Source organism: Flavobacterium sp. (genome assembly GCF_040402955.1).
Classification (GTDB): domain Bacteria; phylum Bacteroidota; class Bacteroidia; order Flavobacteriales; family Flavobacteriaceae; genus Flavobacterium.
The window spans coordinates 21,354-47,091 of the sequence record NZ_JBBALQ010000007.1; the positions used below are offsets into that span (position 1 = coordinate 21,354).

Consider the following 25,738-nt stretch of genomic DNA (forward strand, 5'->3'; position numbering starts at 1 on the left):
TAAAAAAAAACAGATTCAAGAAATTGAATCTGTTTTTTTTGTGGGCAATGAGGGGTTCGAACCCCCGACCCCCTCGGTGTAAACGAGGTGCTCTGAACCAACTGAGCTAATTGCCCTATTTTTGTTTTATTTTCTCGATAGGATTGCAAATATACACTCAAATATTACATTTGCAAGAAAAAAAATATAAATAATTAATTAAATTGTATATCCTCTAAAATAACTTTATTTGTTTCATTTATAATTGTAAGAGTAACTTTTTTATTTTCAGCCAATTGAGATTCAATGATGTATTTTTTTCCACTTTTGTATGGAATATTGCTTTTTGAAAAATCTACATCACCATTAGAAATCGCTTCATCTATGGCTTTCATAGTGGTTGTGTTTTTAGCAAAAATGCTATCCACTGCTGCAGATGTTTTAAAAGGTTTGCTTCTTATGTCTTTTATAACCCTGCAATTTGGAAAATAACAAAAGGTTACGCCTCTTGAAGTCGCTTTTGCAGATAAAAATTCACCAACAAAGTAAAATCCAATTAATAATCCGAATAAATAAAATGCTAATCTGTATCGTAATGACATCTGTAATATATTTTAATACAGCAAAGATAGTACTATAAATAGGATTGTCAAAAAACTATTTTTGAGGTTGATTATTTTTGTTTTTAGTATGTTTTATAATTAAATTAAATCATTTACAAAGTAAATACGAGAATAGTATGATAATGCATTTATGTTTTGCTTAATAACGTTTATAATTAATTTATTATTCATTTTTTTTAGAACTTTTGTAACTTTTTTCTTTTTTCAGAGTATAACTACTATAAAACAAATTATTTAACAAAAATTAAGCTAATTAACAATTACTATATTTTTACAACAATATTTTAACATTTTATTCGTTTTTATATTATCTAACTAAGAAAAGTCCTTCTATGAATTAAAAAATTACTTAATAATAATATACTGAATCATCCTTTCTTATTAGATATCAGTTACACGGAAATGCAAAACCAAACTATTATTAACCTAATTTTTTAATTATGAAAACCCAAACGAAGATTATTGTATTAGCTAGCGCGTTATTACTACTATTTCTAAGTATTAGAAGTTGTGCTAAAAAAGATGCAGTTGCATCAAAAACAACTGAAAAAGTTAAAACCTCTGTTTTGATTCAACCGCCCTTACCAGAATTGGATATTCCATTTCAAAAATTTGAAATTAATCCAAGTCAGTCGAATGTTCTAGTTTCGAAAGGAGGAGCAAAAATTAACATTCCTGCAAATGCTTTTTTAGATAAAGACGGAAAAGTAGTACAGAGTAAAGTTACAGTTTCTTTTAGAGAATTTTATAATCCTTTGGATTTTTATCTTGCTGGTTTTCCTATGAACTATACTGAAAATGGAATTGAAAAAGCATTTGAATCAGGTGGAATGGTTGAAATAAACGCTTCAAATAATGGTTTACAAGTATTTGTTAATAAAGAAAATAAAATAAAAGTTGATGTATTGAGTTGGACTAAATCAAAAGACTTTAATTTATATGATTTGGATGCTAAAACAGGTACATGGATTGACAAAGGAAAAGATAAGATTGAAGTTGTTTCTGAAGCTTCTGAACTTGAATCGCTTCCTGAAATTCCACCAATGCCAAAAGTAGCTACAGTAGCTTCTTTTAAAATTAAAGACGACACAAGATTATTTCCTGAAATTGAGGAATATAATAATATTTTATTTGAGCCTGTAAATGTAGCCACTTGTAAAATATCAAATGCACAGAAAATGATTGTAAGACCTTTGAAAAATGGAATTTATGAAGTGGTTTCAATTTTAAAATTGGGCAGTTTTATAAAAGAAAATAAATGTGAATGTTATTTAGCTTTTGAAGAGGGTAAAGATTACAATGCTGCATTAAGATTGTATAAAATTAAATATGATAAATTATTAAAACAACGCGATTTATTAAAAAAGCCCTGGACAGATTATTATGCTCTTGTTACTGAATATAGAAAAAATGACATTAAAAAATTAAACGGTGCTGAAAAAATAATCAGAACTCTAGAAATTAATGAATTTGGATTTGTTAATTGTGACTATCCTACTAGTTATCCAACAGGAGGCACAGTGATTCCATCATATATTGATGACAATGGTACGAGAGTTACTTTACCAAGTGTAGTTTTAGTTGATAAGGGTAGTAATGCGTTATTTCGATACACTAAAAATGTCACCTATAATCCAAATGGCAAAAATGTTTTATGGGGTTTAACTAAAGAAAACAAACTTGTTTATTTCAAAGAATCCGATTTTGCCCAATTACCTAAAACAAACAAAAAACAAAAAATCACAATGTATATTCATGATGGAGAATTAAAATCGTATACAGATATTATGAAAGTGTTGTTTTAATTTTTAAAGCACTATATTCATATACAAAGTAAATACGAGAGCATATTGATAATATACACAAAATAATATATTATTTTATAAAAAACAGCTGTTAACCCTAATAAATAATGATTATGATAACTTTTAAAAATTACCTTATAAGGTATTTAAATGATGACGAACAAGGTAAGGTAATTAGAAATGTAAAGCGATTTAAATCATTTTACAGGCAAAACAAAAATAAGCCTGCTGTTTTTATATTATTAAAAGCTTTTGACTTTAATCTAACTGAGGAGGGAGATGCTTTTTGGCAAGAAAAGTTAGAACGAATAAATGATGTTGTAGTTATGTATCATTCAGTCGGAACGATAAAAAGTATAATTCCAGTATTTAAAGGCAATGTAATCGGAAATTGTTACTTTTTTGATGTTAATGGTTTATTAATTAGAATTGTACATCATAGTCGTTAAATTTATTATATTTGAAAACATAAAGAAATTACAAAATAATTTTATGAGTAAAAAAGACATACAGAGCAAAAGTAAAAGTGAGAATTTTGAATATGGCTCATTGGTTTTTAATAAAGTTAATAATAGAAATGATTTTTTAAGAACTATAGAACATTATTTGAAAAACTATAGCATAAGTAGTTTTGATATTCGCTTAGGATTTAAAAAAAATTCAGTTTCAATTCCATTTGTTTTTGATGGTACTTATAAAAATTATCAATTTAGTGGCGTATTAAGTGCTTATTGTAAATGGGTTGATTATGAAATTGAGTATGTTTCTATTGAATCTTTTTTTGAAGATGTAAAATCATCTGAAAATAAAGAAATTAATAATATCATTAATAATCTTAATATTTCAATTGACTTTCCAATAGAAGGTTATCAATTAGTAGAGTTAATATGGAACGATAAAAACACCCCAAGCGAAATCGTTCAGCATATAGAAAATGAATTAGAACAAATTCAACATGAAAATGAGTTATTTGAATTTTGTTCAAATGTCAATAACCAAGGTCCAAATACACCAGAACTTGAAGAAATAGAATTATCTTTAATAAGTGAGATTGACAAAAAATCCTTATCAATAATATGGATAAAAAAATAATACTAACTAAAACTTAAAATAATAACTAAAGAATCAATAATAAACAAGATAATTAATAAATTATGATAAACATTTTTAAAACCAATTTAATTTTCATGGCTTCGTTATGTCAATTAACTTTCGGACAATCATATACTGTAACACCAAAAAGCACAAATGCTAATGGAACTACTTATGAAGTAAAAAAGAAAGATGATGCCTATACTAACCCAAAAACTGCAATAGATACTCAGTCAGCTCAGCACCTTCAAAATACACAAAATAATATTAGTTCTTCTGTAAATAATGTTGCAAACTCTTTATCTGCAAGTATGTCAGCTCAAATGAATCAAGCTGGATTTATTTATTTAGGAAAGGGTGCTTACAAAGTTACTGAAGTAGGTTCTTCAGGTTTTGTTGGTACAAAAAGGTTAGTTGAAAGAGCCAATGAAGGTATTTCAAATTTCACAACTAAAATTGGTAAAAAGTATTTGATTAATTCTACAGAAACATTTAAACAAAGTTTTGGGGTTTTGCCTAAAGCAGTTATAGTATTTACGTTAGTAGATGAAAATAATAATCCAATATTAACAGTTGAGGAAAATATAAAAAGAAGCAATGAATTAAGCGATAAATTTAAAAAGATAAAAACAGATATATTAATGAACAATGATTCTAAATATAAATCAATTGTAATAGATAACATTATTGGTTGGATGCCCGAAGAAAATAAAAATGAAATAATTAAAATCCTTGAAAAAAGTAATAAATTTAAAGTAATTACTGATAAAACTAATATGCTTGAATCTGACAATAATGCTACTGAATATTTATTTTTAAATATGAATAGGGAAGCTATTGGAGAATATTCAAGGTTAACTTATTTGACAATAAAAGACAACGACAACCAAATTATTTATGATGGAGAGTTTAAAAATATTTCATCTGAAGATATTTTACTACCGCTTACAATTCCAGAATATAAATATACAAAGGAAGCTGCGATTGAAAAAGTAAAAGAAATGAAGCAACTATTAGATTTAGGTGTTATAACTAAAGAAGAGTATGACTTAAAAGTTTTAGAGTTAAAGCCTATTTTAATGGGTAACAATTAGAATTAATAAAATAATGAAAACTATTAATTTTTCAGATTTAATACATTATTAAAAATAAATCATAAAAAATATGAAATCATTCCACCTTATTTTTGAACAAGAAAACATAAATTTAATTCTAATATTATGTATAATTATTATACTTTTTTTGTTGTTTCGAATTAATATTTATTGTAAAAAAAATGGTTTGCAAATTACTTCATTAAAAAAACAAATCGATAGTCAATATAAACAAATTGAAGCTTTACAAAATACTAAAAAAAATATTAATCTTAAAGTTAAAAATGAAAAGCAAAATGAAGATTTTGAAGCAATTAGTCAAATAGTAAATGCTAGAACCCCAAATTTAAATTCAAATTTGTCTTCAGACAGTTTTGATAAAATATATGATTTGATATTTAATGATTTAAAGCAAGGTAAAATTAATCACGTTTTAGGCACAAAGATATCTTTGAGACATGATAAAATAGTCTTTGGTAACAAAAACAAAAGCGAGAGTAAAGAAAATATGAAATTATTATTTAGTTATTTTAATAATTCAAAAAAAACTAATGTTATGAATCTAGATAGAGATGATTGGTTTGCTTTAATTTCAAAACTAACTAAAAGTAAAACTAATACTATAGACTATATTTATTACAGGGACTTTTTACAGGAAACTTTAAATAGGTATAAAAAATTACAATAATTATTATTCTAACAAAATTCATTTAAAATGTTATTTTTACTACTTTTGAAGAAAATTTGACACCTACAACCTATGATTTTTGATAGACAAGATATTAGCAACGAAACGTTACTTACTTTATATAAAAAATTAGTTAAACCCCGACTAATCGAGGAAAAAATGCTCATTTTGTTACGACAGGGTAAAGTGTCAAAATGGTTTTCAGGTATCGGACAAGAAGCTATTTCTGTAGGAATTACGTGTGCTTTAGATGCAGACGAATACATTTTGCCAATGCATAGAAATTTAGGCGTATTCACCTCGCGTGATATTCCTTTACACCGATTATTTTCACAGTGGCAAGGAAAGAAAACCGGCTTTACCAAGGGTAGAGATAGAAGTTTTCATTTCGGCACTCAAGAATATAAAATTATTGGAATGATTTCGCATTTGGGTCCGCAATTAGGTGTAGCTGACGGAATTGCCTTGGCGAATAAATTAAAGAAAAATGGTAAAGTAACTGCTGTTTTTACTGGTGAAGGCGCTACTTCTGAAGGTGATTTTCATGAAGCGTTAAATATTGCAGCGGTTTGGGATTTACCTGTGTTGTTCGTTATTGAAAATAACGGTTACGGACTTTCTACACCAACTAACGAACAGTATCGTTGTGAAAACTTAGCGGATAAAGGCATAGGTTACGGTATGGAAAGCCATAGTATTGATGGTAATAATATTTTAGAAGTTTACCATAAAATTTCAGAATTAAAAGCATCAATGATTTCCAATCCTCGTCCTGTTTTGTTAGAGTTTTTAACTTTCAGAATGCGTGGACATGAAGAGGCGAGTGGTACGAAATATGTACCTCAAGAATTAATGGATATTTGGGCAGAAAAAGATCCAATTGAAAATTATAGAAAATATTTAATCGCCACCGATGTTTTGTATGAAAGAGAAGATACTCAAATTCGAGAAGCTATTAAAGCAGAAATAGACGAACATTGGGCAATTACTCAAGCTGCAGAAGAAGTAGTCGCTAATTTAGAAGAAGAGTTAAACGATGTTTATGCACCTTATATTCATCAAGAAATCAACCCATCGGAAGCAACCGAAAACATTCGATTTATCGATGCGATTTCACAATCGTTACGACAATCCATGCAACGTTACCCGAATTCAGTAATTATGGGCCAGGACATAGCAGAATATGGAGGTGCTTTTAAAATTACAGATGGTTTTGTGGCTGAATTTGGTAAAGAACGTGTGCGAAATACCCCAATTTGCGAAAGTGCTGTAGTCTCAACCGGAATGGGTTTATCCATAAACGGATGTAAAGCTATTGTTGAAATGCAATTTGCTGATTTCGTTTCAACAGGATTTAATCCGATAGTCAATTTATTAGCCAAACAACATTACCGATGGAATGAAAAAGCAGATGTGGTGGTGCGTATGCCTTGTGGAGGCGGTACGCAAGCAGGACCTTTTCATTCACAAACCAATGAAGCTTGGTTTACCAAAACACCTGGATTAAAAGTGGTGTATCCTGCTTTTCCGTATGATGTTAAAGGGCTTTTAAATACAGCAATTAACGATCCAAATCCGGTTTTGTTTTTTGAACACAAACAATTATATAGAAGTATTCATCAAGACGTTCCGACAGATTATTATACGATTCCTTTAGGTAAGGCGGCTTTATTAAGAGAAGGTAAGGATGTTACTGTTATTTCATTTGGAGCAGGCGTGCACTGGGCATTAGAAACGTTAGCTAAGAACCCAGAAGTAGCTGCAGATGTAATTGACTTAAGAACGCTTCAACCTATAGATTTAGATACTATTTATACTTCGGTTAAGAAAACTGGAAAATGTATTATACTGCAAGAAGACACCTTGTTTGGTGGAATTTCAAGCGATATTTCGGCTTTAATAATGGAAAATTGTTTCGAATATTTAGACGCACCTGTAAGACGAGTTGGAAGTTTAGAAACCCCAATTCCGTTTGTGAAAGCTATTGAAGATCAATATTTACCAAAAACTCGTTTTGAAATAGCTTTAAAAGAATTGATAGCTTTTTAATAAAATATAGTACATTTGAAAAATGTAAAAGCGTACTTGTTACGCTTTTTTTATGTTTTATATAATTATTTCTCTTGTTTTTTAGGGGAAATGAAAAAATAATATAAAAAAAATAGGAATTCTATTTTATTATATTGCTAATTTAGTATATTTATGCAAAATTTATATATATGGAAATTTTAGCCTGTCCAAAATGTCAAAATAATCAGATCGTAAAGAGCGGAATTGTTAAAAACAGACAACGTTATTTGTGTAAACCATGCAATTATTTTTTCAGCGTCAATAAATTAGGTAAAAAAATTGACGATTATTACGTAACGAAAGCCTTACAATTATATCTCGAAGGATTAAGTTTTAGAGAGATTGAACGCATTATTGGCGTATCTCACGTTTCAATTAGCAATTGGGTTAAAGAATTTAAAATAAAAAAACCTGAAAATTCTAATTACCATCCTACTTACAAAATTTTTAATCATTTAGAATTGGTAGAATTTCTTAAAAATAAAGAAATGTTATCCGGTGCAGGAATGATAATTACCGAACTTGGTGACAAGTTTATGCTAATTAAATGGGAACGATTTAAAGATTAACTATACTGCTTTACAATTATATATATTAAAATTTTTTTGTTTTACTATTTTTTAGAATTTGGCACCACTAATCAAATACAAACTATATTAAATTATGAAAAAATTAATTACCTTATGTTGTGTGGCGGCTACCTATTGCGGGTTTTCACAAACAACATCTGCTCCAGCAGCATCAACTGCTCCAGCAGAAAAAGAGTGGGATGTAAGCTGGTATGGCTTTATTAGAACTGATTACATTTGGGATTCCCGAAAATCAGCTCAAGTAAGAGAGTATAATCTGAACTTATATCCATTAGATGAAGCTTTAGATGTTAATGGTGCCGATTTAAACGACACAGGTGCATCAAACTTTCTTTCAGTAGTTTCTCGTTTGGGAACTAAAGTAAAAGGTCCAAATGTTTGGGGCGCTAAAATTTCAGGAACATTAGAAGGTGATTTCTTCGGAAATACAGAAGCATCTGTTGGATTGTTACGTTTACGTCATGCATACATCAACATGGATTGGTCTAAAACGTCATTAACAATGGGACAAACTTGGTACCCAACGTTTATTCCAGAAGTTTTCCCAGGTGTAGCTAATTTTAGTACAGGTATTATGTTTAATCCTTTTGGATGGGCATCTCAAGTTAGAGTAAAACAAAATTTCACAAAAAAATTCTCAGGAGCACTTACCGCTTATAAAGAAAGAGAATTTACAACTGCTGCTGCTACTGGTGCAACACAAAATGCAGCATCAATAAATTCTGCCATTCCTACATTACATGGTCAATTACAATTTAAAAACAAAAATTGGATTGCTGGTTTAGGTGCAGAATACAAATCGTTACAACCACTTACGGAATATAATGTTACTCCTACTACTAAAGCTGTAACTACAGAAACTGTAAATAGTACTTCTATTGTAGGATATTTTAAATATTCAAATGATAAGTTTTCTGTAAAAGCATATGGAATTAGGGGTAAAAACATGTATAATTTAGTGATGTTAGGTGGTTTTACAGGATATGCATCAGCAGGACAACCTATGAAATTTGAAGGTAACAAAACGACTTCATACTGGATTGATATTGCAAGTAATAACAAAAAAGTTGCACCAGGATTATTCTTCGGAATGACAACTAACGATGGAACTTCTAAAACATCAGATGCTGGTGAAATACCTTCATATTTTGTAAGAGGCGTTTCTGGTAGTAGAGTAGTAGATCAGGTAATGCGTATTTCTGGAAGAGTTGATTTCAAACAAAACAAGTTCAGAGTAACACCAGAAATTGAATATACTGGAGCTACTTGGGGTGATTTAAATGCTAACGGAAATGGAACTGCTAACTTAAACAAAAAAGATGTATCTAATATGAGATTTATGATTTCTTGTGTATATGCATTCTAAATTTTAAAATTAATTAAATACAATAAAATATGAGCGATAAAAAGACAACTGGAATTTGGAAAGTGATTTCCGCTTCCTCAATGGGTACAATGATTGAATGGTACGATTTCTATATCTTTGGAAGTTTAGCAACATTACTTTCTACAAAATTTTTCCCACCAGATAATCCAACTGCAGCATTCTTATCTACGTTAGCAACATTTGCTGCAGGATTTGTAGTACGTCCATTCGGAGCGTTATTTTTTGGAAGATTAGGTGATTTAATTGGACGTAAATATACGTTCATGGTGACACTTTTATTAATGGGTGGTGCTACTTTTTTAATTGGTTGTGTGCCTTCTTATGAAACAATCGGATTTTTCGCACCTTTATTAGTTCTTGTTTTAAGATTATTACAAGGTTTAGCTTTAGGTGGAGAATATGGTGGTGCGGCCACTTATGTTGCAGAGCATTCGCCAACAGACCGAAGAGGTTTCTTTACGTCTTGGATTCAAACTACAGCTACATTAGGATTATTTATATCTTTAATTGTAATTTACATCACAAGACACTCTTTGTCTAAAGAAGACTTTGTTGATTGGGGTTGGAGAATTCCGTTTTGGGTTTCTATCTTAATGATTTTGATCTCTTACGTGATTAGAAAAAACATGCATGAATCGCCAGTATTTACTAAAGTAAAAGAGGAAGGTAAGGTATCTACAAATCCATTAAAGGAAAGTTTTGGAAATAAATTAAACTTCAAATTTGTATTATTAGCTTTATTTGGAGCTACAATGGGGCAAGGAGTTGTTTGGTATACAGGTCAGTTTTACGCCATGAGTTTCATTGAAAAAACAATGAGTATTGATAAAGATATTGCCGATAACATTATGTTGGTTTCATTAGCATTAGGAACACCTTTCTTTGTATTATTTGGATGGTTATCTGATAAAATGAGCAGAAAATGGATTATGATGGCAGGTATGTTAATTGCTATTTTAGCTTATCGACCAATTTATACTTCAATGTATGAATCTGCAAGTGAAAAATCAATGAAAGCAAATGGTAACACATTAGTTATCGATAGCTGTAAAGTAATTGGTGCACCATTAGCAGAAATTAAAACAGCTGCAGACAAAAAAGATCCAACAGTTAAGAATACAAAAATTCTTGTTGCCACAAAATCAGATTCGTTATATAATACAGGAGCAAAATTCCATTATACTACAATTGATACGGTTTATGCTGCAAAAGCAATAGAATTTGACGCGAAAGCAAATGCTAAAAATGAAGTTTGGATTAAATTTAATACTACTAAAGATTCTGTTGTAACTGTAAATACTATTAAACTTAAAAACAGTTTAAAACCAGATGAAAAACCTGCAAAAGTTGATACATTAGCTGCTGTAGAATTAAAATCGTTCACAGAAGGTTCAGGTGCTAAATGTCATCCGGCAGGTGTGAGTTTAAAACATGGTACAGAAGTATCTAAAAATATTACAGATGACATCAAATGGCATTTAATTTGGATGGTTTTCATTCAAGTATTGTTTGTAACAATGGTTTACGGACCTATTGCGGCATTCTTAGTAGAAATGTTCCCAGCAAAAATTAGATATACTTCTATGAGTTTACCTTACCACGTTGGAAACGGTATATTTGGTGGACTGTTACCAGCAGTAGCTACTTTCTTAGCGTTAAATGCTAAAAAAGCAAATGACATTGCAAAAGAAGCAGGAGATGCGTTACCATTTGACAAGCCATACTTAGAAGGACTTTGGTACCCAATTATTGTAGCAGGAGTTTGTTTAATTATTGGAGTGGTTTACTTAAAATCAAACGATAAAAACGCACACGATTAATAACTTTAAAAACATAACAAAATGAATAAAATAAAAAGAATTTTAGGGATTGTATGGATAGCTATTGGTGCTGTTGCAGTATATTACTTATTTATCAATCAAGCGTTAGGTATGTGGAAAGAAGGCGGAGAAAAATTAGTTCCAGCTATCATATATACTTTTGTATTGTGTCCACTTATTGCATACGGATTATTTACTTTCGGTAAATATTGTTTATCAGGTGAATACGATAACTAATCGGATCTACTTAATTTTAATAATAAATGTTAAAAACCATCTCTATTTTTAGGGATGGTTTTTTTAATTGTAAAATATTACATCTAAATATTTGACTATTTTCAAATTAATCTGTATTTTTAAAACTTTTAACAATGCCAATACATGAAAAAAAGACACCAACAAAAATTAGTAATTGTTTCGATGGTATTACTCATTTGTCTCAATATGCCAATTATTTTATTGTTTGATTCTTCTAAAAGTATATTTGGATTTCCAAGTAGTTATATTTTTATTTTTTCTACTTGGCTGCTTTCTATATTAATTTCATTAGTTATAATGATTCGTTACAATGAATAGTATTTTTTTACTTATAATATTATCCCTTTATTTGGCCATTTTGTTTTATATCGCACATTGGGCAGAAAAAAACAATGATAGCAAATGGACAAACAATCCGTATGTTTATTCTTTGTCTTTAGCAGTCTATTGTACTGCCTGGACGTATTATGGTAGCGTTGGAGTAGCGGCTGATTATGGATTGAGTTTTTTGCCAATTTACTTAGGACCCATTATTATTGCGCCATCTTGGATTTTAATTCTTAAAAAAATTATTCGAATTTCCCGTGTAAATAAAATTGCAAGTATTGCCGATTTTATTTCATTACGATATGGAAATAGTCGTTTCTTAGGGGCTATTGTAACTGTAATATGTTTAACCGGTATCATTCCTTATATTTCTTTGCAGTTAAAAGCCATCACAGAAACCTTTCATGTGGTTTCAAACACACCCGTAAATTCTTTTATTTTTGATGATATCACTACTTATGTGGCTATTGCATTGGCTTTATTCGCTTCTTATTACGGAACGCGTTACGCAGATGCTTCGGTAAAAAGAAAAGGAATTGTAACCGCTGTTGCAATGGAAAGCATACTGAAATTAGTATTTTTTGTAATTATTGGTGTGTATGTTACGTTTTTTGTTTTTGATGGTTTTGATGACATTTATCAAAAAGCCAGTCTTTTAAAAGATTTTCAAGCGAAAAATACCATTGGAGGATTGCCTCAAGCCATTAATTGGTTTTTACTTTGCCTACTATCTATGTTTGCCATCTTTTTATTGCCGCGACAATTTCATGTTTCTGTAGTAGAAAACAATCGCGAAGGTCACGTAAATACTGCTGTTTGGTTATTTCCTTTGTATTTATTACTATTTAATATTTTTGTATATCCAATTGCATGGGGTGGTAATATTTTATTTGATGGACAAGAAGTAAACTCCGATACCTATTCCTTGTTAATTCCTCAATTGTTTGATAATAAAATATTGACTGTTTTGGTATTCCTTGGCGGATTTTCTGCTGCTATTTCAATGATTGTTGTTTCGTCTATCGGATTATCAACAATGGTAACTAACAATATTTTAATTCCGTATAGTTTACTTGGAAAGTTAAAAAATGCCGAAACCATTAGTAGTAAAAGTATTTTGAATAGTAGAAGAATTAGTATTTTTTTACTAATTATACTTTCGTATTTTATTTATAGGTATTTTGGTTTAAACTATAATTTGGTTTCCATTGGTTTGGTCGCATTTGTAATCATTTCACAATTGGCTCCTGCATTTTTTGGTGCTTTGTTTTGGAGAAGAGGTTCCAGATTAGGCGCTATTTACGGAATTTTAATTGGATTTATTATTTGTGTATTTACGTTATTAATTCCGTATAGCATTGGTGCTTCAAATAGTGGAAGTACTTTTATTACAGATGGTTTTTTAAATGTAGAACTTCTAAAACCGTTTCAATTATTTGGTTTGGATTATTTAGATCCGATTCCGCATGCTTTATTTTGGAGTTTATTGTTTAATTGGGTGACTTATTTTGCTGTATCTGTCAGCTTTAAAGGAAATTATCGCGAACGCAATTATGCCGAAATGTTTGTAGATATAAATAAATACAGTTCCAATCATGAAAATGCATTTATTTGGAAAGGAACGGCTTATCGTAATGATATCGAAAAAGTTTTGGTTCGATTTTTAGGTGAAGAACGTACCAAACGAGCCATGAATATTTTTAATGTCAAATACAACGTAGACCAAGATGTAGAATTAGCAGATGCACGTTTAATTAAGTTTTCAGAGAATTTACTAACAGGTCATATTGGAACGGCTTCTGCCAGAATTTTAATATCCAGCGTAGTAAAAGAAGAAAAAATATCGCTTCCTGAAGTATTAAAAATTTTAGAAGAATCGAAAGAAAATATCATTGTCAACAAAAAACTGACTGAAACCTCTAATGAACTTAAAATTATTACGGCTAAACTTCAAGATGCAAATGCCTCATTAATTAGCAAAGACCTACAGAAAGATGAATTTTTGGATACGGTAACGCACGAATTAAGAACGCCAATTACCGCTATTAGAGCCGCAAGCGAAATTTTACATGATGATAACGAAATCCCAGATGAATTAAAAAAGCAGTTTTTACAAAATATTATTTCTGAATCCGATAGATTGAACCGATTAATTGATAAAATTCTTGATTTAGAAAAATTTGAAACTGGAAAGCAAATTATTCATCCTACACAGAACAATTTAGTAAAAACGATTGAAAAATCTATAGAATCATTACAGCAACTCATTAAAAATAAACACATTGCAATTCATATTGAAAGCAAACAAGTAGTTACTGCTTTTTATGACGAAGACAGAATCGTGCAAGTAATTACCAATTTAGTATCCAATGCCATTAAATTTTGTCCAGAAACAAATGGCTTAATTACGATTCAAATTAAGGAAAAGAATAATTTTATTCATACTTTCGTTCAAGACAACGGAAAAGGGATACAACCGAATGATTTTGATGCTATTTTTGATAAATTTTATCAATCTACCAATCAAAACATAAAAAAACCTGTTGGAAGTGGTTTAGGATTGGCGATTTGTAAACAAATTATGGAATATCATAAAGGTAAAATATGGGCAGAACCAAGCGCAAATGGCGCAAATATAGTTTTTACTTTATCTATAAATAATACTATAGAAAATATATAGAATGAAAAAAATATTAATTGTAGATGACGAACCGAATATTGTAATGTCATTAGAATATACTTTTAAGAAAAATGATTTTGAAGTTTTTATTGCTCGAGATGGAATAGAGGCATTAGAAATTGTAAAATCTAATTTTCCAGATGTCATCATTTTAGATGTTATGATGCCACTTGTAGATGGTTATGCTACCTTAGAACATATTAGAAAAGACAGCAATTTATCCCATACTAAAGTCATCTTTTTATCTGCAAAAAATAAAGCAAGCGATATTGAGAAAGGTATGGCATTAGGTGCCGATGCGTATTTAACAAAGCCCTTTTCTATTAAAAAAGTAGTGGAACAAGTACTTGAATTAATTCAATAATTTTTTAAATAATGTATAAAGGCGAAAGTTGTTTTTACCTTTTTTTTTGCAATAAAATATATACTTATTTAGCAATATTATTTCATTTGGTGTGTTTTAATTTAGTATTTTTACTTTAATAAAACAGAACAAATTAACAGAAATAATGACATATCAAGAATTATATGAACAAAGTATTCAATCTCCAGAGAAATTTTGGTCAGAACAAGCAAATGCAATAAAATGGTTTAAAAAACCAACTACTATTTTGTCTAAAGATCAAAATGAGTATCCTCTTTGGTTTGCAGATGGAGAATTAAACGCTTGTTATTTAGCATTAGACAAACACATTGAAGATGGATTTGGAGATAATGTAGCTATAATTTATGATTCGCCAGTAACACAAACTGTTAAAAAGTATACATATAATGAAGTAAAAGCTGAAGTGGCTAAATTAGCAGGTGGAATGTTGTCTTTAGGCTTAAAAAAAGGGAACACAGCTGTAATTTATATGCCAATGATTCCTCAGGCTGCCTTCGCAATGTTGGCTTGTGCTCGAATAGGAGTAATTCATTCCGTAGTTTTTGGTGGTTTCGCGCCACACGAATTGGCAATTCGAATAGATGATTGCAAACCAAAAATTATAATTACAGCGTCTTCTGGAATAGAAATAGACCGATTAATCGCCTACAAACCTTTAGTAGATGAAGCCATTGCGTTAGCTTCGCATAAGCCAAAAAAAGTAATTATTTTAAACAGAAAATTAGGCGCAAGAATACCGTTTAAAAAATACGATGTCGATTATGATGCTTTAGTTTATGGTTCAGAAGAAGTGCCTTGTGTTCCAGTAGAAGCGACACATCCGTTATATATTTTATATACGTCTGGAACAACAGGAAAGCCAAAAGGAATCGTCAGAGATACAGGAGGTTACGCTACTTCAATTAAATATTCAATGGAACATATTTATGGTGCTAAACCAGATGAAGTGTTTTGGGCAGCTTCCGATGTGGGTTGGGTAGTAGGACATAGTTATATTGTTTACGGACCCTTATTAAATAGAAATACAACAATTATTTTTGAAGGAAAACCTATTCGTACTCCAGATGCAAGTACTTTTTGGCGTGTAATTGAAGAACATAAAGTAAATGTGATGTTTACAGCGCCAACTGCAATTAGAGCCATCAAAAAAGAAGACCCAAATGGAGACTTCATTAAAAAATACGATTTATCAAGTTTAAAAACCCAGTTTTTAGCAGGTGAACGCTGTGATGTGGCTACTTTAGAATGGTATCAAGCACATATTCCTGTACCCGCAATTGACCATTGGTGGCAAACAGAATCTGGTTGGCCAATGATTGCCAATATGATGGGAGTAGAGTTTTTACATATAAAACCAGGTTCGGCAGGAAAAGCCGTTACGGGTTATAATATTCAAATCTTTAACGAAGAAGGCGAAGAATTGTCTGCAAACGAAGAAGGATATGTAGTCATAAAATTACCATTGCCTCCAGGAACGATGATGGATTTATGGAATGAAAATGCCCGATTTAAAGAAGGATATTTAGAAAAATTTCCAGGTTATTATTTTTCTGGAGATGGCGGTTTTAAAGATAAAGACGGTTATATATTTATTACAGGTAGGGTAGATGATGTAATTAATGTAGCAGGTCATCGCTTATCTACAGCTGAGATGGAAGAAATTGTTTCTTCACATCACTCGGTTGCAGAGTGTGCTGTTATTGGTATAAATGACGAATTAAAAGGACAAGTTCCATTGGCATTAGTTGTAAATAAATCTGGTGAAAGTATTGAGCATTTTCAACTGCAACACGAAGTCGTTCAGTTGGTTCGAGAGCAAATTGGTGCTGTAGCTTCTTTGCGAGATGTTGTAATTGTACCTCGCCTTCCAAAAACCAGATCGGGTAAAATTTTACGTAAATTATTACGAAGTATTGCGGATGGTACTGATTTTCAAATTCCATCTACTATTGATGATGAAGCTATTATTGACGAAGTTAGAACCGAATGTAAAAATGCAAAAATAGGTTCATTTAGACAATAGTTTATCGAACGAAAGTTAGCTATACTTATTTAGCAAATTATTTCTTTTCCGAAGGAATAGATTTATTATATTTACATTACGAAACAAAAAAACCAAACGAATAATGAGTTATTATAAAATTACTGATTTAGAAAATTATTTTAAAATGTACAAAAAATCTGTACGCGAACCAAGAAAATTTTGGGATCGTATTGCTGATGAAAACTTTACTTGGTATCAAAAATGGGATAAAGTTTTTGAAGTAGATATGCAAGAAGCCAATTTCAAATGGTTTTTAAATGCAAAAGTCAACATTACTAAAAACTGTATCGACAGACATTTAGCCAAACGTGGCGATAAAACAGCCATTATTTTTGAACCAAACGATCCAAAAGAAGCCGCATTACATATTTCATATAAAGAATTGTATGAGCGCGTTTCTAAAATGGCCAATGTATTACGTGAACAAGGCATAAAAAAAGGCGATAGAGTTTGTATTTACTTACCAATGATTCCAGAATTGGCTGTAGCTGTTTTAGCTTGTGCACGAATTGGAGCCATTCACTCGGTAGTATTTGCAGGATTTTCAGCTTCTGCTGTAGCGGCAAGAATTAATGATTCAGAATGTAAAATGGTAATTACTTCTGATGGTGGATTTAGAGGTAATAAATCGGTTGATTTAAAAGGAATTGTAGATGAAGCATTGGAAAAATGTCCGTGTGTAGAAATTGTTTTAGTAGCAAAAAGAACACACACTTCTGTAAACATGAAAGAAGGTCGTGACATTTGGTTACAACCACTTTTAGATGCTGCTTTAGGAAATAATGTAGCTGAAATTATGGATGCCGAAGATCCGTTGTTTATTTTATATACTTCAGGTTCTACTGGAAAACCAAAAGGAATGTTACATACCACCGCTGGCTATATGGTATATACAGCTTATACATTTAAAAATGTTTTTAATTATGAAGAAAATGATGTGTTTTGGTGTACCGCTGATATTGGATGGATAACAGGGCATTCGTATATATTATACGGTCCGTTATTAAATGGAGCAACTACAGTACTTTTCGAAGGTATACCTTCTTATCCTGATTTTAGTCGTTTTTGGGAAGTAATTGAAAAACATCAAGTCAATCAGTTTTATACAGCACCCACTGCTATACGTGCTTTAGCCAAAGAAAATTTAGATTATGTTCAAAAATTTCCATTACGTTCTTTAAAAGTTATTGGATCTGTTGGAGAACCTATTAACGAAGAGGCTTGGCATTGGTATAACGACCACGTAGGAGGGAAGCGTTGCCCATTAGTAGATACTTGGTGGCAAACCGAAACGGGTGGAATTATGATATCGCCAATTCCTTTCGTAACACCAACAAAACCAACATATGCCTCTTTACCATTACCAGGAATTCAACTGGTTTTAATGGACGAATTACGAAACGAAATTGAAGGAAATCAAGTTACGGGTAATTTATGTATTAAATTTCCTTGGCCGTCAATGGCAAGAACCATTTGGGGTGATCACCAACGTTATAAAGAAACTTATTTCACGGCATTTCCAGGTAAATATTTCACTGGAGACGGTGCTTTACGAGATGAAGTAGGATATTACCGAATTACGGGTAGAGTAGATGATGTGATTATTGTTTCTGGACATAATTTAGGAACAGCTCCAATTGAAGATTCTATTAATGAGCATCCAGCAGTTGCAGAAAGTGCTATTGTAGGTTTTCCTCACGACATTAAAGGAAATGCGTTATATGGTTTTGTAATTTTGAAAGAAACAGGAGAAACCAGAAATCAAGATAATTTAAGAAAAGAAATCAATCAATTAATTTCTGACCAAGTGGGACCGATTGCTAAATTAGATAAAATTCAGTTTGTCTCTGGTTTACCAAAAACACGTTCCGGAAAAATTATGAGACGTATTTTAAGAAAAATTGCTGAAGGTGATTTTTCTAATTTTGGAGATATTTCTACGTTGTTAAACCCTGAAATTGTTGAAGAAATTAAAAACGAAAAGTTATAATTCTTCAATTTTATAAAATAAAAGAGGCACTATGTAGTGCCTCTTTTTGTATTTAAATAGGTAGGATTTCTTTTTATTTTATCCCTAATTTACTTTTCAATTTCAAAAATAAAATAGCTATCGAATAGGCGTCATCTGCCACAGAATTTCTTTCACTTATAGAAATATTTAGAAATTTACTCATTTCTTCCATTGCATATTTTTTATCATTGGTGTCTGATAATTTATTAAACATGGCTTCAATGTCGTACGCCTCATTTTTAAGTTTTTCTAATTTAAGTCGACTTAACATTTGGTTTAGCATTTCAATATCAAAATCTATACGGTGCCCAATAAATATTGAATTTCCAAGATATTCAATTAAGGTTTCAATCGCCACTTCTTCAGAAACTTTTTCTACTTTACTCACCGTAATAAATTCGTTATCTAAACTAATATCTAATGGAGTAGTGTGTTTAATATAAATTTCAAAAGAGTCTTTCAATATAATTCTATTTTCAACAATAGATGTAGCTGCGATAGACATAATCACATCTTTTTCTGTATCTAAACCAGAAGTTTCCATACTAATAACAACGTATTTAGTAGCTGGACTTTTAAAAGATTCAGTATATTTTTTCCAATATTCAGGATATTCTTTATGAAATAATTTTGATAACATATGCTTTATGAAAATTGGGTTAATTTATATTTTGATTTAATTAAATCTGTAACATCTTCAATTTCTAACAAGGCTTTTTTCATTTCCTCTTTATCAATTTTAGACAGTTTTTTTGGATCTAAAAAAGCACCGTTATTATCATTAATGATTCCTTCTTGAGCCCTTAATTCTTGCAATTTTATATAATTTTCAGCAAAATCCAAGTATTTTTCAGCATTTTTAGTGTCAATTATGGCCATTTGCTTAAAACGCAAATAGGTATTATTAATACCTTTTAAGTTATTACTTAAAGCAAAAATTCGCGCTGCATCAATATAAAATTGTAACCCTTTTTCTTTTAAATCAAATAATTCTTTGTGTTTTCCGTTTTCTTCAATAGCAAATTTTTTGAAAAAAGTCAAAGCAGGAGGAAGTTTAAGTAATTGATTACCAATATAGTCAAAAAACAAAGTATTATTGGCTAAACTTTGATGTATGGCTATTTCTAAAGAATCTTTAATTTTCGTTTCACCGTAAATATATTCAAAATCAAAGAAAATACCATTAAAATCCGACATGTTTTCTCCTGGCGATTTTATACAATTGGTATAAATTGCTGTAAAATCAGATAACGATTTACACCATTTAATATTACTTGCTAAATGTTCATTAGGACAAGGTGTATAACCTAAAACTTCCATATTTGAAATGACTAATTTTGCCAATTGCACAAAGTAAAATTTCACATCACGGTGTTTTTCAGCAGCCACATCTTCGAAAACAATTAAATTGTCTTGATCACTTAAAACCAGTTGTTCTTTTCGTGCCTGACTTCCCAATGATAGCCAAACAAAACGAGCAGGAGGTGAGCCCATTTTCTCAATAGACAATTTTATGCATTGTTGAATAATAGCATGTAAAACCCCACCGACAGTATTGTTTATATGGAAAATAGGGATGTTTTTGGTAAACGAATTCTGTATTACAAATAAGTACTTAGAGTGTACGTATTTTAGTTCCTCAAAATTTTTAGAATTTCTAATTTCATCAAGTAAAACTCCTGGATTGTTTGATTGCGATTTTATAATATCTCGCTCCGAAATGATACCTTTTATACGGGTGTTTTCTGTACCATCTTCGGTAACACACAGATAATTGGTTTCATTTTTCAAAAGTAATAATTGTGCTTCGGCTACTGATATAGTTTCTTCTACAATAGATACGTTTTGTTGCATCAGAGTAGTGCAATCGGCATCTAAATTTATATTTCCAAAAGCTATTTTTTTTCTAAAATCGGCATCTGTTATTAAACCCGTAATTCGTGCGTTATTTGTAACAATAGCATATGATTTATTAGAGTCAATCATCTTTTTTGCTACTGTAGAAATACTTGTGTGGTTTGGAACAACAAGCGGATTTTTATCATAATCTAATTCCTGAAAATATGAAAAATCAGTCAACTCTGTTTCAGAACTTGCTTCAGAAATGGCCTTTAAATTTTGGTAATTTTCTCCAGTTGATTTGGTTTGCTCAGAGAAACTCTCCAAAAAGTAATCCATTACAGTAGAATATTTTGCTAAAAGAGGTTTAAATAAAACAATAGGAATAGCGTAAACTACAGCATCTTCGTTAGCAATTGAATTTAAGGAATAATTATTCTTCGCAAAAAACGGACGCAATCCAAAAATGGAACCCACATAACATTTAGAAATTAAAGTTTCTTGTGCATCAATTATTTTTGTTAAATGAATAATTCCAGAATGTACAATATAAAAATTCTGATGTAATTCGTCATTAATTTTAAATAATCGTTTCGATTTTTCTAAATAAATAATTTCACTTTGTGAGGCAATATCATATAAGTCGGCGTAAGCTACTGTTTTAAAAGGCTCGTAAAGTTTTAAAAAATCTACAATATTTTCTGCAAAAGTATTCTTCATGATAGGAGTAGTAAATACATTCCAAATTTAAACAAATTATTCTATAATTATATACCTAATTCAAATTATTCTATTTTACATAATGTATATTATAATTCATTAATATTATGTAAAATTATCTTAAATAGTGTATTTATTGCTAAACATTATTTAATTTTGTAAAATATAAAATATAAAATATAGATCTATGTTAAACTGGTTTAAAAAAATAGCACTACTTGAAGGAATTTCTTATTTAGTTTTAATTTTTAATATGTTGGTTCTAAAACCAAATTATTTTGATACGTATAAATTAATTCTGAAACCATTCGGAATGCTTCATGGTATTTTATTTATTTTATACATAATACTAGCATTTTTATTAAAAGATGAAAAAAACTGGAAATTAAAAGATTTTAGTGTTATTATATTAGCTTCATTGATACCGTTTGGGACATTTTGGGTAGATAGAAAATATTTAAACCAAAACGCTTAAAAATGGCGTATTCCAAAATAAAAAATAATTTTTTTCATTCATGAAAGTTTTTGACCTATTAGAACCCTTATTAAAAAAGCTTGATTTCGATTCAGATTTTACCTTATACGGAAATTTGTTTGTCAATTTATTAGTATTAATGATATTGGCATACGCTATTGATTATTTAGCTAAAAAAGTATTAATCATTGGTTTGGCTATTGTAGCAACTTACACAAAATCAACATTCGATGATTTTTTAGTAGCTAATAAAACAGCCAAATATATTGCACATTTAGTACCGCTATATTTTATTAGTATAAAAATACCAATTGTTTTAGACGATTTTGTGTATTGGGAAAATTTATTTGGAAAAAGCGTAAAAATTTTTATTATTATTTTATCGCTTTACATTGTCCGAAGTGTCTTTAATTCGTTAAAAGATTATTTAAAAACTCTACCAAAATATAACGATAAACCCATAGATAGCTACATTCAAGTCATTATGATTGTATTGTGGATTTACGCCTTATTATCTATTATATTATTGCTTTTCGATACTAAAAAGAGTTCGTTATTAACTGCTTTTGGATCAATTTCTGCTTTAATAATTTTAGTTTTTAGAGATACCGTTTTAGGTTTTGTCGCCAGTATTCAAGTTACAGTTAACGATATGGTTCGCATTGGCGATTGGATTACTGTTGACAAATTTGGCGCTGATGGCGAAGTTGAAGAAATTAATTTAGCCACGGTTAAAGTCAGAAATTTTGACAATACTACCTCCACTATTCCAACCTATAGTTTAATTTCAGACAGTTTCAGAAATTGGCGAGGCATGATTAATTCTGACGGTAGAAGAATTAAACGTCACATTTTAATTAAAGGTGCCACGGTTCGGTTTGTTACGAATGAAGAATTAGAATCGTTTAAACGTATTCAGTTTGTTACGAGTTATATTGATAAAAGAAAATTGGATATTGATAAGTTTAATATCGCAAACAATATTGATAAATCATTATATGTAAATGGCAGAAATATGACAAACTTAGGTTTGTTTCGAAAATACATTCAAAAATACATTGAAACACATCCTGGAATTAATAAAGATATGCACTTGTTGGTCAGGCATTTACAGCCCACTGAAAAAGGTATTCCTTTAGAAATTTATTGCTTTAGTAAAGATAAAAAATGGGAAAATTACGAATATATTATGGCTGATATTTTTGACCATATCATCGCTTCTGTTCCTTATTTTGATTTAGAATTATTTGAAGTACAACATGTTAAAGCTGAAAAATTAAATTTATTAGATATAGATTAATAAGTAATTTAAAAACAAGTATTATGACATCTAGAAATGAGCTTTTATCTGCAATTAAATCCGAAAAATTAGGTGTTGATTTTTTAGACACATTATCTGAAGAAGCGTTTCAGAATGCTACTTTACGGCCTATTTTAAAATTTCAAAACGATTTGCTTTTGCAAGTCTTTATTAATTATGCCGTAAAACAAAAAGGATTTTTTTTCCCACTTTCTCCAGATAAAAAAGAAAAATATATTGAAAATGTAATTCAAAAAGATATAAAATTCAGAAATGCATTAAAAGGTATTATAATCGGATTATTCACAGTGGAAGAATACTCAATTTATATTCAAAATTCGTCTAGTTTAAACAAACGAATGATGACATTATTAATTGAAAGATATAGAAGTCAAATACAATTACTTACTAACGAGTAATGAATATACCTGATTTACCTAAAGATAAAAAAATCATACTTTTTGATGGTGTTTGTAATTTTTGTAATGATAAAGTAAATTTTATCATAAAAAATGACAAAAACGATAGTTTCAGATTTGTGTCCATTCAAAGCGAAACAGGAAAAAAAATAATCACCTATTTAGGTATTGATCCCGCTCTAGACACTATTATACTTTATGAACCAGGTTATGCTTATTTTATTAAATCAGAAGCGGTTTTTAGAATTATTAAACACTTATCTTCATCAGTAAAATTGTTGTTACTTTTTAATTTTATTCCTACAAGTATTAAGAATCTTATTTATGATTACATCGCAAAAAACAGATACAAATGGTATGGGAAAAATGAGAATTGTTTGCTGCCATCTGAAGATATTAATAGCAAATTTATAGTGTAAATTTTTAATTGTTTTCAAATAAAAAAAACGACCAGTTTTCACTGGTCGTTTTTAAATTATAGAATAAAAGATAATTATTCCTTAATAAATTTCTTAGTTGATTTTCCTTCAGTAGTTTCTATTGTAATAAAATAAACACCTGCATTCAAATCCGAAACGTTTATTGAATTAGTAGCATTCACATTTTTAATAGTTCTACCATTAAGATCCGTTATAGAAATGTTGTTGATTTCAATATTATTTGTACTTGAAATGTTTAATACATTAGATGTTGGATTTGGATAAATTGATATAGAATTTGAATCAAACTTTTCGTTAGATAATACCGCTGTAACTGAAACATCATCCAGTAATAATTGGAATTGATTAGCTGAAGAATAACAATTGAAACCTAAATTATAAACACCAGTAGTTGTAGGAGTAAAATTGCTAGATTGTTGGGTGTAAGTTATGTAGTTTACACCATCCGCCCCAGAATCCCATAAAGTATTAGATTGCGCTACTACAGTAATACCATTTCCAATAGTTGCCTTCATACTTTCTGGATAAGTTACACCTGTATCATCTCTAGCTCTTACTTTAAAAGTTATTAAGTATTGAGTTCCACCAGTTAATTCAATGTCTCTTGAAAATAACCAAGCATTTCCAGCATTTGTTGCGTTAAATGTGTAAGCGGCATAATTAGTTCCAGTTGCTGCTAATCCAGCTCCGTTTCCAATACCCCAACTTCCACCTGTTCCGGCATTAAGTAATCTCCAACCTGGTTGTGATGCATCTTCAAATCCATAGGTGTAAGGAGCAACTGCATTGGTTATAATAACAGGTGCTTGTACCCATATACTCTTATCTGTTGGCGAACAAACAGAACGTATCCATACGTAATAGGTAGATGTGTTAATTAGTGAGGTTAGTGAAATTGTAGTTGCAGTAGTAGTTGCAGTAGCAGTAGTTGATGCAGTTGGAGCGGTTGTACTAGTAGTTAAAAAATATTCATAACCATTTGCTGGAGCAGTTGCTGGAGCAGTAAATGCAATATTTGCTGAAGTTGATGTAATTGTATTTACCAAAACATTTGAAGGTGAAATACATGTCGCAGGAAATGCAAATCTTGTAGAAGGTCTAAAAGCAGAAGCAGTTGCGCCCAACACAGTAGGCATTGCTGTTGCAGAAAATGCATTTCTTAAAGAACCTGCAATTGCAGTATTACAGAGTGCAACATTTCCAGCCGTTGCAACAGTCCCACTAATATTTTCGTATTCAAAAGCTACATACATACCACCTCCAGTGTATGTAAATGATGAACCTCCAGAAAAAGGAATATCCCAAAATCCAGTAGCAGCAGGAATTGTAGAAGATGCGTTGTGTGCAAGAGTCATCCCAGTTATTACATCTGTCCAAGTGGTGGAAGTTTTTAAATAAGTTACATCTGTTGTATTTTGCAAATAAACTTTTAACGTTCCTGTTGTAGCGGCATTTTGTGCTGTTGAGTATTCAAAACTAATAGCATTTAAGACACTAGAATTTGGCAACCCACTAGCTGTAATTTCTGCTGGAGAAATCACATAACAAGTTCTAATGTATCGTTGGGTACCTTGAGGAGCTCTTGCGTTTCCTGAAGTTGAACCCGATGATGGTAAAACAGAAATATATTGCTGTGCATATCCAAAAGCACTAACAATAAATAACAAAATAAGTAAAGATTTTTTCATAAAA

The 25,738-nt window shown here is 30.3% G+C and carries 23 protein-coding genes and 1 tRNA gene; 19 read left to right on the forward strand and 5 right to left on the reverse strand.

Going from position 1 to position 25,738, the window contains the following annotated elements; all coding sequences use genetic code 11:
* Positions 1–41 precede the first annotated feature (41 nt).
* Both ABWP78_RS05145 and ABWP78_RS05150 read right to left on the reverse strand, forming a co-directional pair.
* Positions 42–116, reverse strand: a tRNA-Val gene (locus tag ABWP78_RS05145).
* A 78-nt stretch (positions 117–194) separates the two neighbouring features.
* Complete coding sequence (locus ABWP78_RS05150) at positions 195–581, reverse strand: DUF4258 domain-containing protein (protein WP_353169712.1); 387 nt, start codon at positions 579–581, stop codon at positions 195–197.
* 461 nt (positions 582–1,042) lie between these two features.
* Between ABWP78_RS05150 and ABWP78_RS05155 the strand changes: the two genes are divergently transcribed.
* The 15 genes from ABWP78_RS05155 (at position 1,043) to acs (ending at position 18,832) form a co-directional block, all read left to right on the forward strand.
* Positions 1,043–2,407: a hypothetical protein gene (locus ABWP78_RS05155; protein WP_353169713.1), complete on the forward strand. Its 1,365-nt coding sequence runs from the start codon at positions 1,043–1,045 to the stop codon at positions 2,405–2,407.
* A 113-nt stretch (positions 2,408–2,520) separates the two neighbouring features.
* Positions 2,521–2,856 (forward strand): hypothetical protein, encoded by a 336-nt coding sequence (locus tag ABWP78_RS05160; protein ID WP_353169714.1) that lies wholly within the window; start codon positions 2,521–2,523, stop codon positions 2,854–2,856.
* Between the two features lie 43 nt (positions 2,857–2,899).
* The gene (locus tag ABWP78_RS05165; RefSeq protein WP_353169715.1) at positions 2,900–3,499 is read left to right on the forward strand and encodes a hypothetical protein; all 600 of its coding nucleotides are present in this window, start codon (positions 2,900–2,902) and stop codon (positions 3,497–3,499) included.
* Between the two features lie 62 nt (positions 3,500–3,561).
* Positions 3,562–4,593, forward strand: a complete 1,032-nt coding sequence (locus ABWP78_RS05170; RefSeq protein WP_353169716.1) for a hypothetical protein — start codon at positions 3,562–3,564, stop codon at positions 4,591–4,593.
* A gap of 70 nt (positions 4,594–4,663) precedes the next feature.
* Positions 4,664–5,281 (forward strand): hypothetical protein, encoded by a 618-nt coding sequence (locus ABWP78_RS05175; RefSeq protein ID WP_353169717.1) that lies wholly within the window; start codon positions 4,664–4,666, stop codon positions 5,279–5,281.
* 72 nt (positions 5,282–5,353) lie between these two features.
* Positions 5,354–7,330, forward strand: coding sequence for an alpha-ketoacid dehydrogenase subunit alpha/beta (locus tag ABWP78_RS05180; RefSeq protein ID WP_353169718.1), 1,977 nt, complete (start codon positions 5,354–5,356; stop codon positions 7,328–7,330).
* Positions 7,331–7,500: 170 nt separating this feature from the next.
* Positions 7,501–7,920, forward strand: coding sequence for a transposase-like zinc-binding domain-containing protein (locus ABWP78_RS05185; RefSeq protein WP_353079916.1), 420 nt, complete (start codon positions 7,501–7,503; stop codon positions 7,918–7,920).
* A gap of 94 nt (positions 7,921–8,014) precedes the next feature.
* Entirely contained in the window at positions 8,015–9,307 is a 1,293-nt protein-coding gene (locus ABWP78_RS05190) for a DcaP family trimeric outer membrane transporter (protein ID WP_353169719.1), read from the forward strand.
* A gap of 29 nt (positions 9,308–9,336) precedes the next feature.
* Positions 9,337–11,148: an MFS transporter gene (locus tag ABWP78_RS05195; RefSeq protein ID WP_353169720.1), complete on the forward strand. Its 1,812-nt coding sequence runs from the start codon at positions 9,337–9,339 to the stop codon at positions 11,146–11,148.
* 21 nt (positions 11,149–11,169) lie between these two features.
* Positions 11,170–11,385: a DUF6814 family protein gene (locus ABWP78_RS05200; protein ID WP_291242863.1), complete on the forward strand. Its 216-nt coding sequence runs from the start codon at positions 11,170–11,172 to the stop codon at positions 11,383–11,385.
* Between the two features lie 144 nt (positions 11,386–11,529).
* A complete protein-coding gene (locus ABWP78_RS05205) occupies positions 11,530–11,724 on the forward strand; it encodes a hypothetical protein (protein ID WP_291242862.1) in 195 nt (64 codons plus the stop codon).
* Complete coding sequence (locus ABWP78_RS05210; RefSeq protein ID WP_353169721.1) at positions 11,717–14,413, forward strand: ATP-binding protein; 2,697 nt, start codon at positions 11,717–11,719, stop codon at positions 14,411–14,413. Before ABWP78_RS05205 ends, ABWP78_RS05210 begins: the two co-directional genes overlap by 8 nt.
* 1 nt (position 14,414) lies before the next feature.
* Positions 14,415–14,777: a response regulator transcription factor gene (locus ABWP78_RS05215; protein WP_353169722.1), complete on the forward strand. Its 363-nt coding sequence runs from the start codon at positions 14,415–14,417 to the stop codon at positions 14,775–14,777.
* 145 nt (positions 14,778–14,922) lie between these two features.
* The gene (locus ABWP78_RS05220; protein WP_502905463.1) at positions 14,923–16,821 is read left to right on the forward strand and encodes a propionyl-CoA synthetase; all 1,899 of its coding nucleotides are present in this window, start codon (positions 14,923–14,925) and stop codon (positions 16,819–16,821) included.
* A gap of 103 nt (positions 16,822–16,924) precedes the next feature.
* Complete coding sequence (gene acs / locus ABWP78_RS05225; RefSeq protein ID WP_353169723.1) at positions 16,925–18,832, forward strand: acetate--CoA ligase; 1,908 nt, start codon at positions 16,925–16,927, stop codon at positions 18,830–18,832.
* Between the two features lie 73 nt (positions 18,833–18,905).
* Here the strand turns inward: acs and ABWP78_RS05230 are convergent, their stop codons facing one another.
* Positions 18,906–19,493, reverse strand: coding sequence for a 3'-5' exonuclease (locus ABWP78_RS05230; RefSeq protein ID WP_353169724.1), 588 nt, complete (start codon positions 19,491–19,493; stop codon positions 18,906–18,908).
* A gap of 5 nt (positions 19,494–19,498) precedes the next feature.
* Positions 19,499–21,412 carry a DUF294 nucleotidyltransferase-like domain-containing protein gene (locus ABWP78_RS05235; protein ID WP_353169725.1) on the reverse strand — a complete coding sequence of 638 codons (1,914 nt, stop codon included), beginning with the start codon at positions 21,410–21,412 and terminating at the stop codon, positions 19,499–19,501.
* A gap of 187 nt (positions 21,413–21,599) precedes the next feature.
* Between ABWP78_RS05235 and ABWP78_RS05240 the strand changes: the two genes are divergently transcribed.
* Genes ABWP78_RS05240 through ABWP78_RS05255 form a run of 4 tightly spaced genes read left to right on the forward strand, consistent with a single transcriptional unit; the run spans position 21,600 to position 24,025 of the window.
* Positions 21,600–21,887, forward strand: coding sequence for a DUF3817 domain-containing protein (locus tag ABWP78_RS05240; RefSeq protein ID WP_353169726.1), 288 nt, complete (start codon positions 21,600–21,602; stop codon positions 21,885–21,887).
* Between the two features lie 40 nt (positions 21,888–21,927).
* Complete coding sequence (locus ABWP78_RS05245; protein ID WP_353169727.1) at positions 21,928–23,187, forward strand: mechanosensitive ion channel family protein; 1,260 nt, start codon at positions 21,928–21,930, stop codon at positions 23,185–23,187.
* Positions 23,188–23,210: 23 nt separating this feature from the next.
* Positions 23,211–23,606 carry a glyoxalase gene (locus ABWP78_RS05250; RefSeq protein WP_353169728.1) on the forward strand — a complete coding sequence of 132 codons (396 nt, stop codon included), beginning with the start codon at positions 23,211–23,213 and terminating at the stop codon, positions 23,604–23,606.
* Positions 23,607–23,611: 5 nt separating this feature from the next.
* The gene (locus ABWP78_RS05255) at positions 23,612–24,025 is read left to right on the forward strand and encodes a thiol-disulfide oxidoreductase DCC family protein (RefSeq protein WP_353169776.1); all 414 of its coding nucleotides are present in this window, start codon (positions 23,612–23,614) and stop codon (positions 24,023–24,025) included.
* A gap of 74 nt (positions 24,026–24,099) precedes the next feature.
* On the opposite strand, the gene ABWP78_RS05260 is transcribed toward ABWP78_RS05255, so the two are convergent.
* A complete protein-coding gene (locus ABWP78_RS05260) occupies positions 24,100–25,734 on the reverse strand; it encodes a T9SS type A sorting domain-containing protein (RefSeq protein WP_353169729.1) in 1,635 nt (544 codons plus the stop codon).
* Between the last annotated feature and the right edge of the window lie 4 nt (positions 25,735–25,738).

What these genes read in the sequence shown, in the direction of transcription:
- ABWP78_RS05150 (WP_353169712.1), bottom strand. Translation starts at nt 581, where the DNA reads ATGTCATTACGATACAGATTAGCATTTTATTTATTCGGATTATTAATT.
- ABWP78_RS05155 (WP_353169713.1), top strand. Translation starts at nt 1,043, where the DNA reads ATGAAAACCCAAACGAAGATTATTGTATTAGCTAGCGCGTTATTACTA.
- ABWP78_RS05160 (WP_353169714.1), top strand. Translation starts at nt 2,521, where the DNA reads ATGATAACTTTTAAAAATTACCTTATAAGGTATTTAAATGATGACGAA.
- ABWP78_RS05165 (WP_353169715.1), top strand. Translation starts at nt 2,900, where the DNA reads ATGAGTAAAAAAGACATACAGAGCAAAAGTAAAAGTGAGAATTTTGAA.
- ABWP78_RS05170 (WP_353169716.1), top strand. Translation starts at nt 3,562, where the DNA reads ATGATAAACATTTTTAAAACCAATTTAATTTTCATGGCTTCGTTATGT.
- ABWP78_RS05175 (WP_353169717.1), top strand. Translation starts at nt 4,664, where the DNA reads ATGAAATCATTCCACCTTATTTTTGAACAAGAAAACATAAATTTAATT.
- ABWP78_RS05180 (WP_353169718.1), top strand. Translation starts at nt 5,354, where the DNA reads ATGATTTTTGATAGACAAGATATTAGCAACGAAACGTTACTTACTTTA.
- ABWP78_RS05185 (WP_353079916.1), top strand. Translation starts at nt 7,501, where the DNA reads ATGGAAATTTTAGCCTGTCCAAAATGTCAAAATAATCAGATCGTAAAG.
- ABWP78_RS05190 (WP_353169719.1), top strand. Translation starts at nt 8,015, where the DNA reads ATGAAAAAATTAATTACCTTATGTTGTGTGGCGGCTACCTATTGCGGG.
- ABWP78_RS05195 (WP_353169720.1), top strand. Translation starts at nt 9,337, where the DNA reads ATGAGCGATAAAAAGACAACTGGAATTTGGAAAGTGATTTCCGCTTCC.
- ABWP78_RS05200 (WP_291242863.1), top strand. Translation starts at nt 11,170, where the DNA reads ATGAATAAAATAAAAAGAATTTTAGGGATTGTATGGATAGCTATTGGT.
- ABWP78_RS05205 (WP_291242862.1), top strand. Translation starts at nt 11,530, where the DNA reads ATGAAAAAAAGACACCAACAAAAATTAGTAATTGTTTCGATGGTATTA.
- ABWP78_RS05210 (WP_353169721.1), top strand. Translation starts at nt 11,717, where the DNA reads ATGAATAGTATTTTTTTACTTATAATATTATCCCTTTATTTGGCCATT.
- ABWP78_RS05215 (WP_353169722.1), top strand. Translation starts at nt 14,415, where the DNA reads ATGAAAAAAATATTAATTGTAGATGACGAACCGAATATTGTAATGTCA.
- ABWP78_RS05220 (WP_502905463.1), top strand. Translation starts at nt 14,923, where the DNA reads ATGACATATCAAGAATTATATGAACAAAGTATTCAATCTCCAGAGAAA.
- acs (WP_353169723.1), top strand. Translation starts at nt 16,925, where the DNA reads ATGAGTTATTATAAAATTACTGATTTAGAAAATTATTTTAAAATGTAC.
- ABWP78_RS05230 (WP_353169724.1), bottom strand. Translation starts at nt 19,493, where the DNA reads ATGTTATCAAAATTATTTCATAAAGAATATCCTGAATATTGGAAAAAA.
- ABWP78_RS05235 (WP_353169725.1), bottom strand. Translation starts at nt 21,412, where the DNA reads ATGAAGAATACTTTTGCAGAAAATATTGTAGATTTTTTAAAACTTTAC.
- ABWP78_RS05240 (WP_353169726.1), top strand. Translation starts at nt 21,600, where the DNA reads ATGTTAAACTGGTTTAAAAAAATAGCACTACTTGAAGGAATTTCTTAT.
- ABWP78_RS05245 (WP_353169727.1), top strand. Translation starts at nt 21,928, where the DNA reads ATGAAAGTTTTTGACCTATTAGAACCCTTATTAAAAAAGCTTGATTTC.
- ABWP78_RS05250 (WP_353169728.1), top strand. Translation starts at nt 23,211, where the DNA reads ATGACATCTAGAAATGAGCTTTTATCTGCAATTAAATCCGAAAAATTA.
- ABWP78_RS05260 (WP_353169729.1), bottom strand. Translation starts at nt 25,734, where the DNA reads ATGAAAAAATCTTTACTTATTTTGTTATTTATTGTTAGTGCTTTTGGA.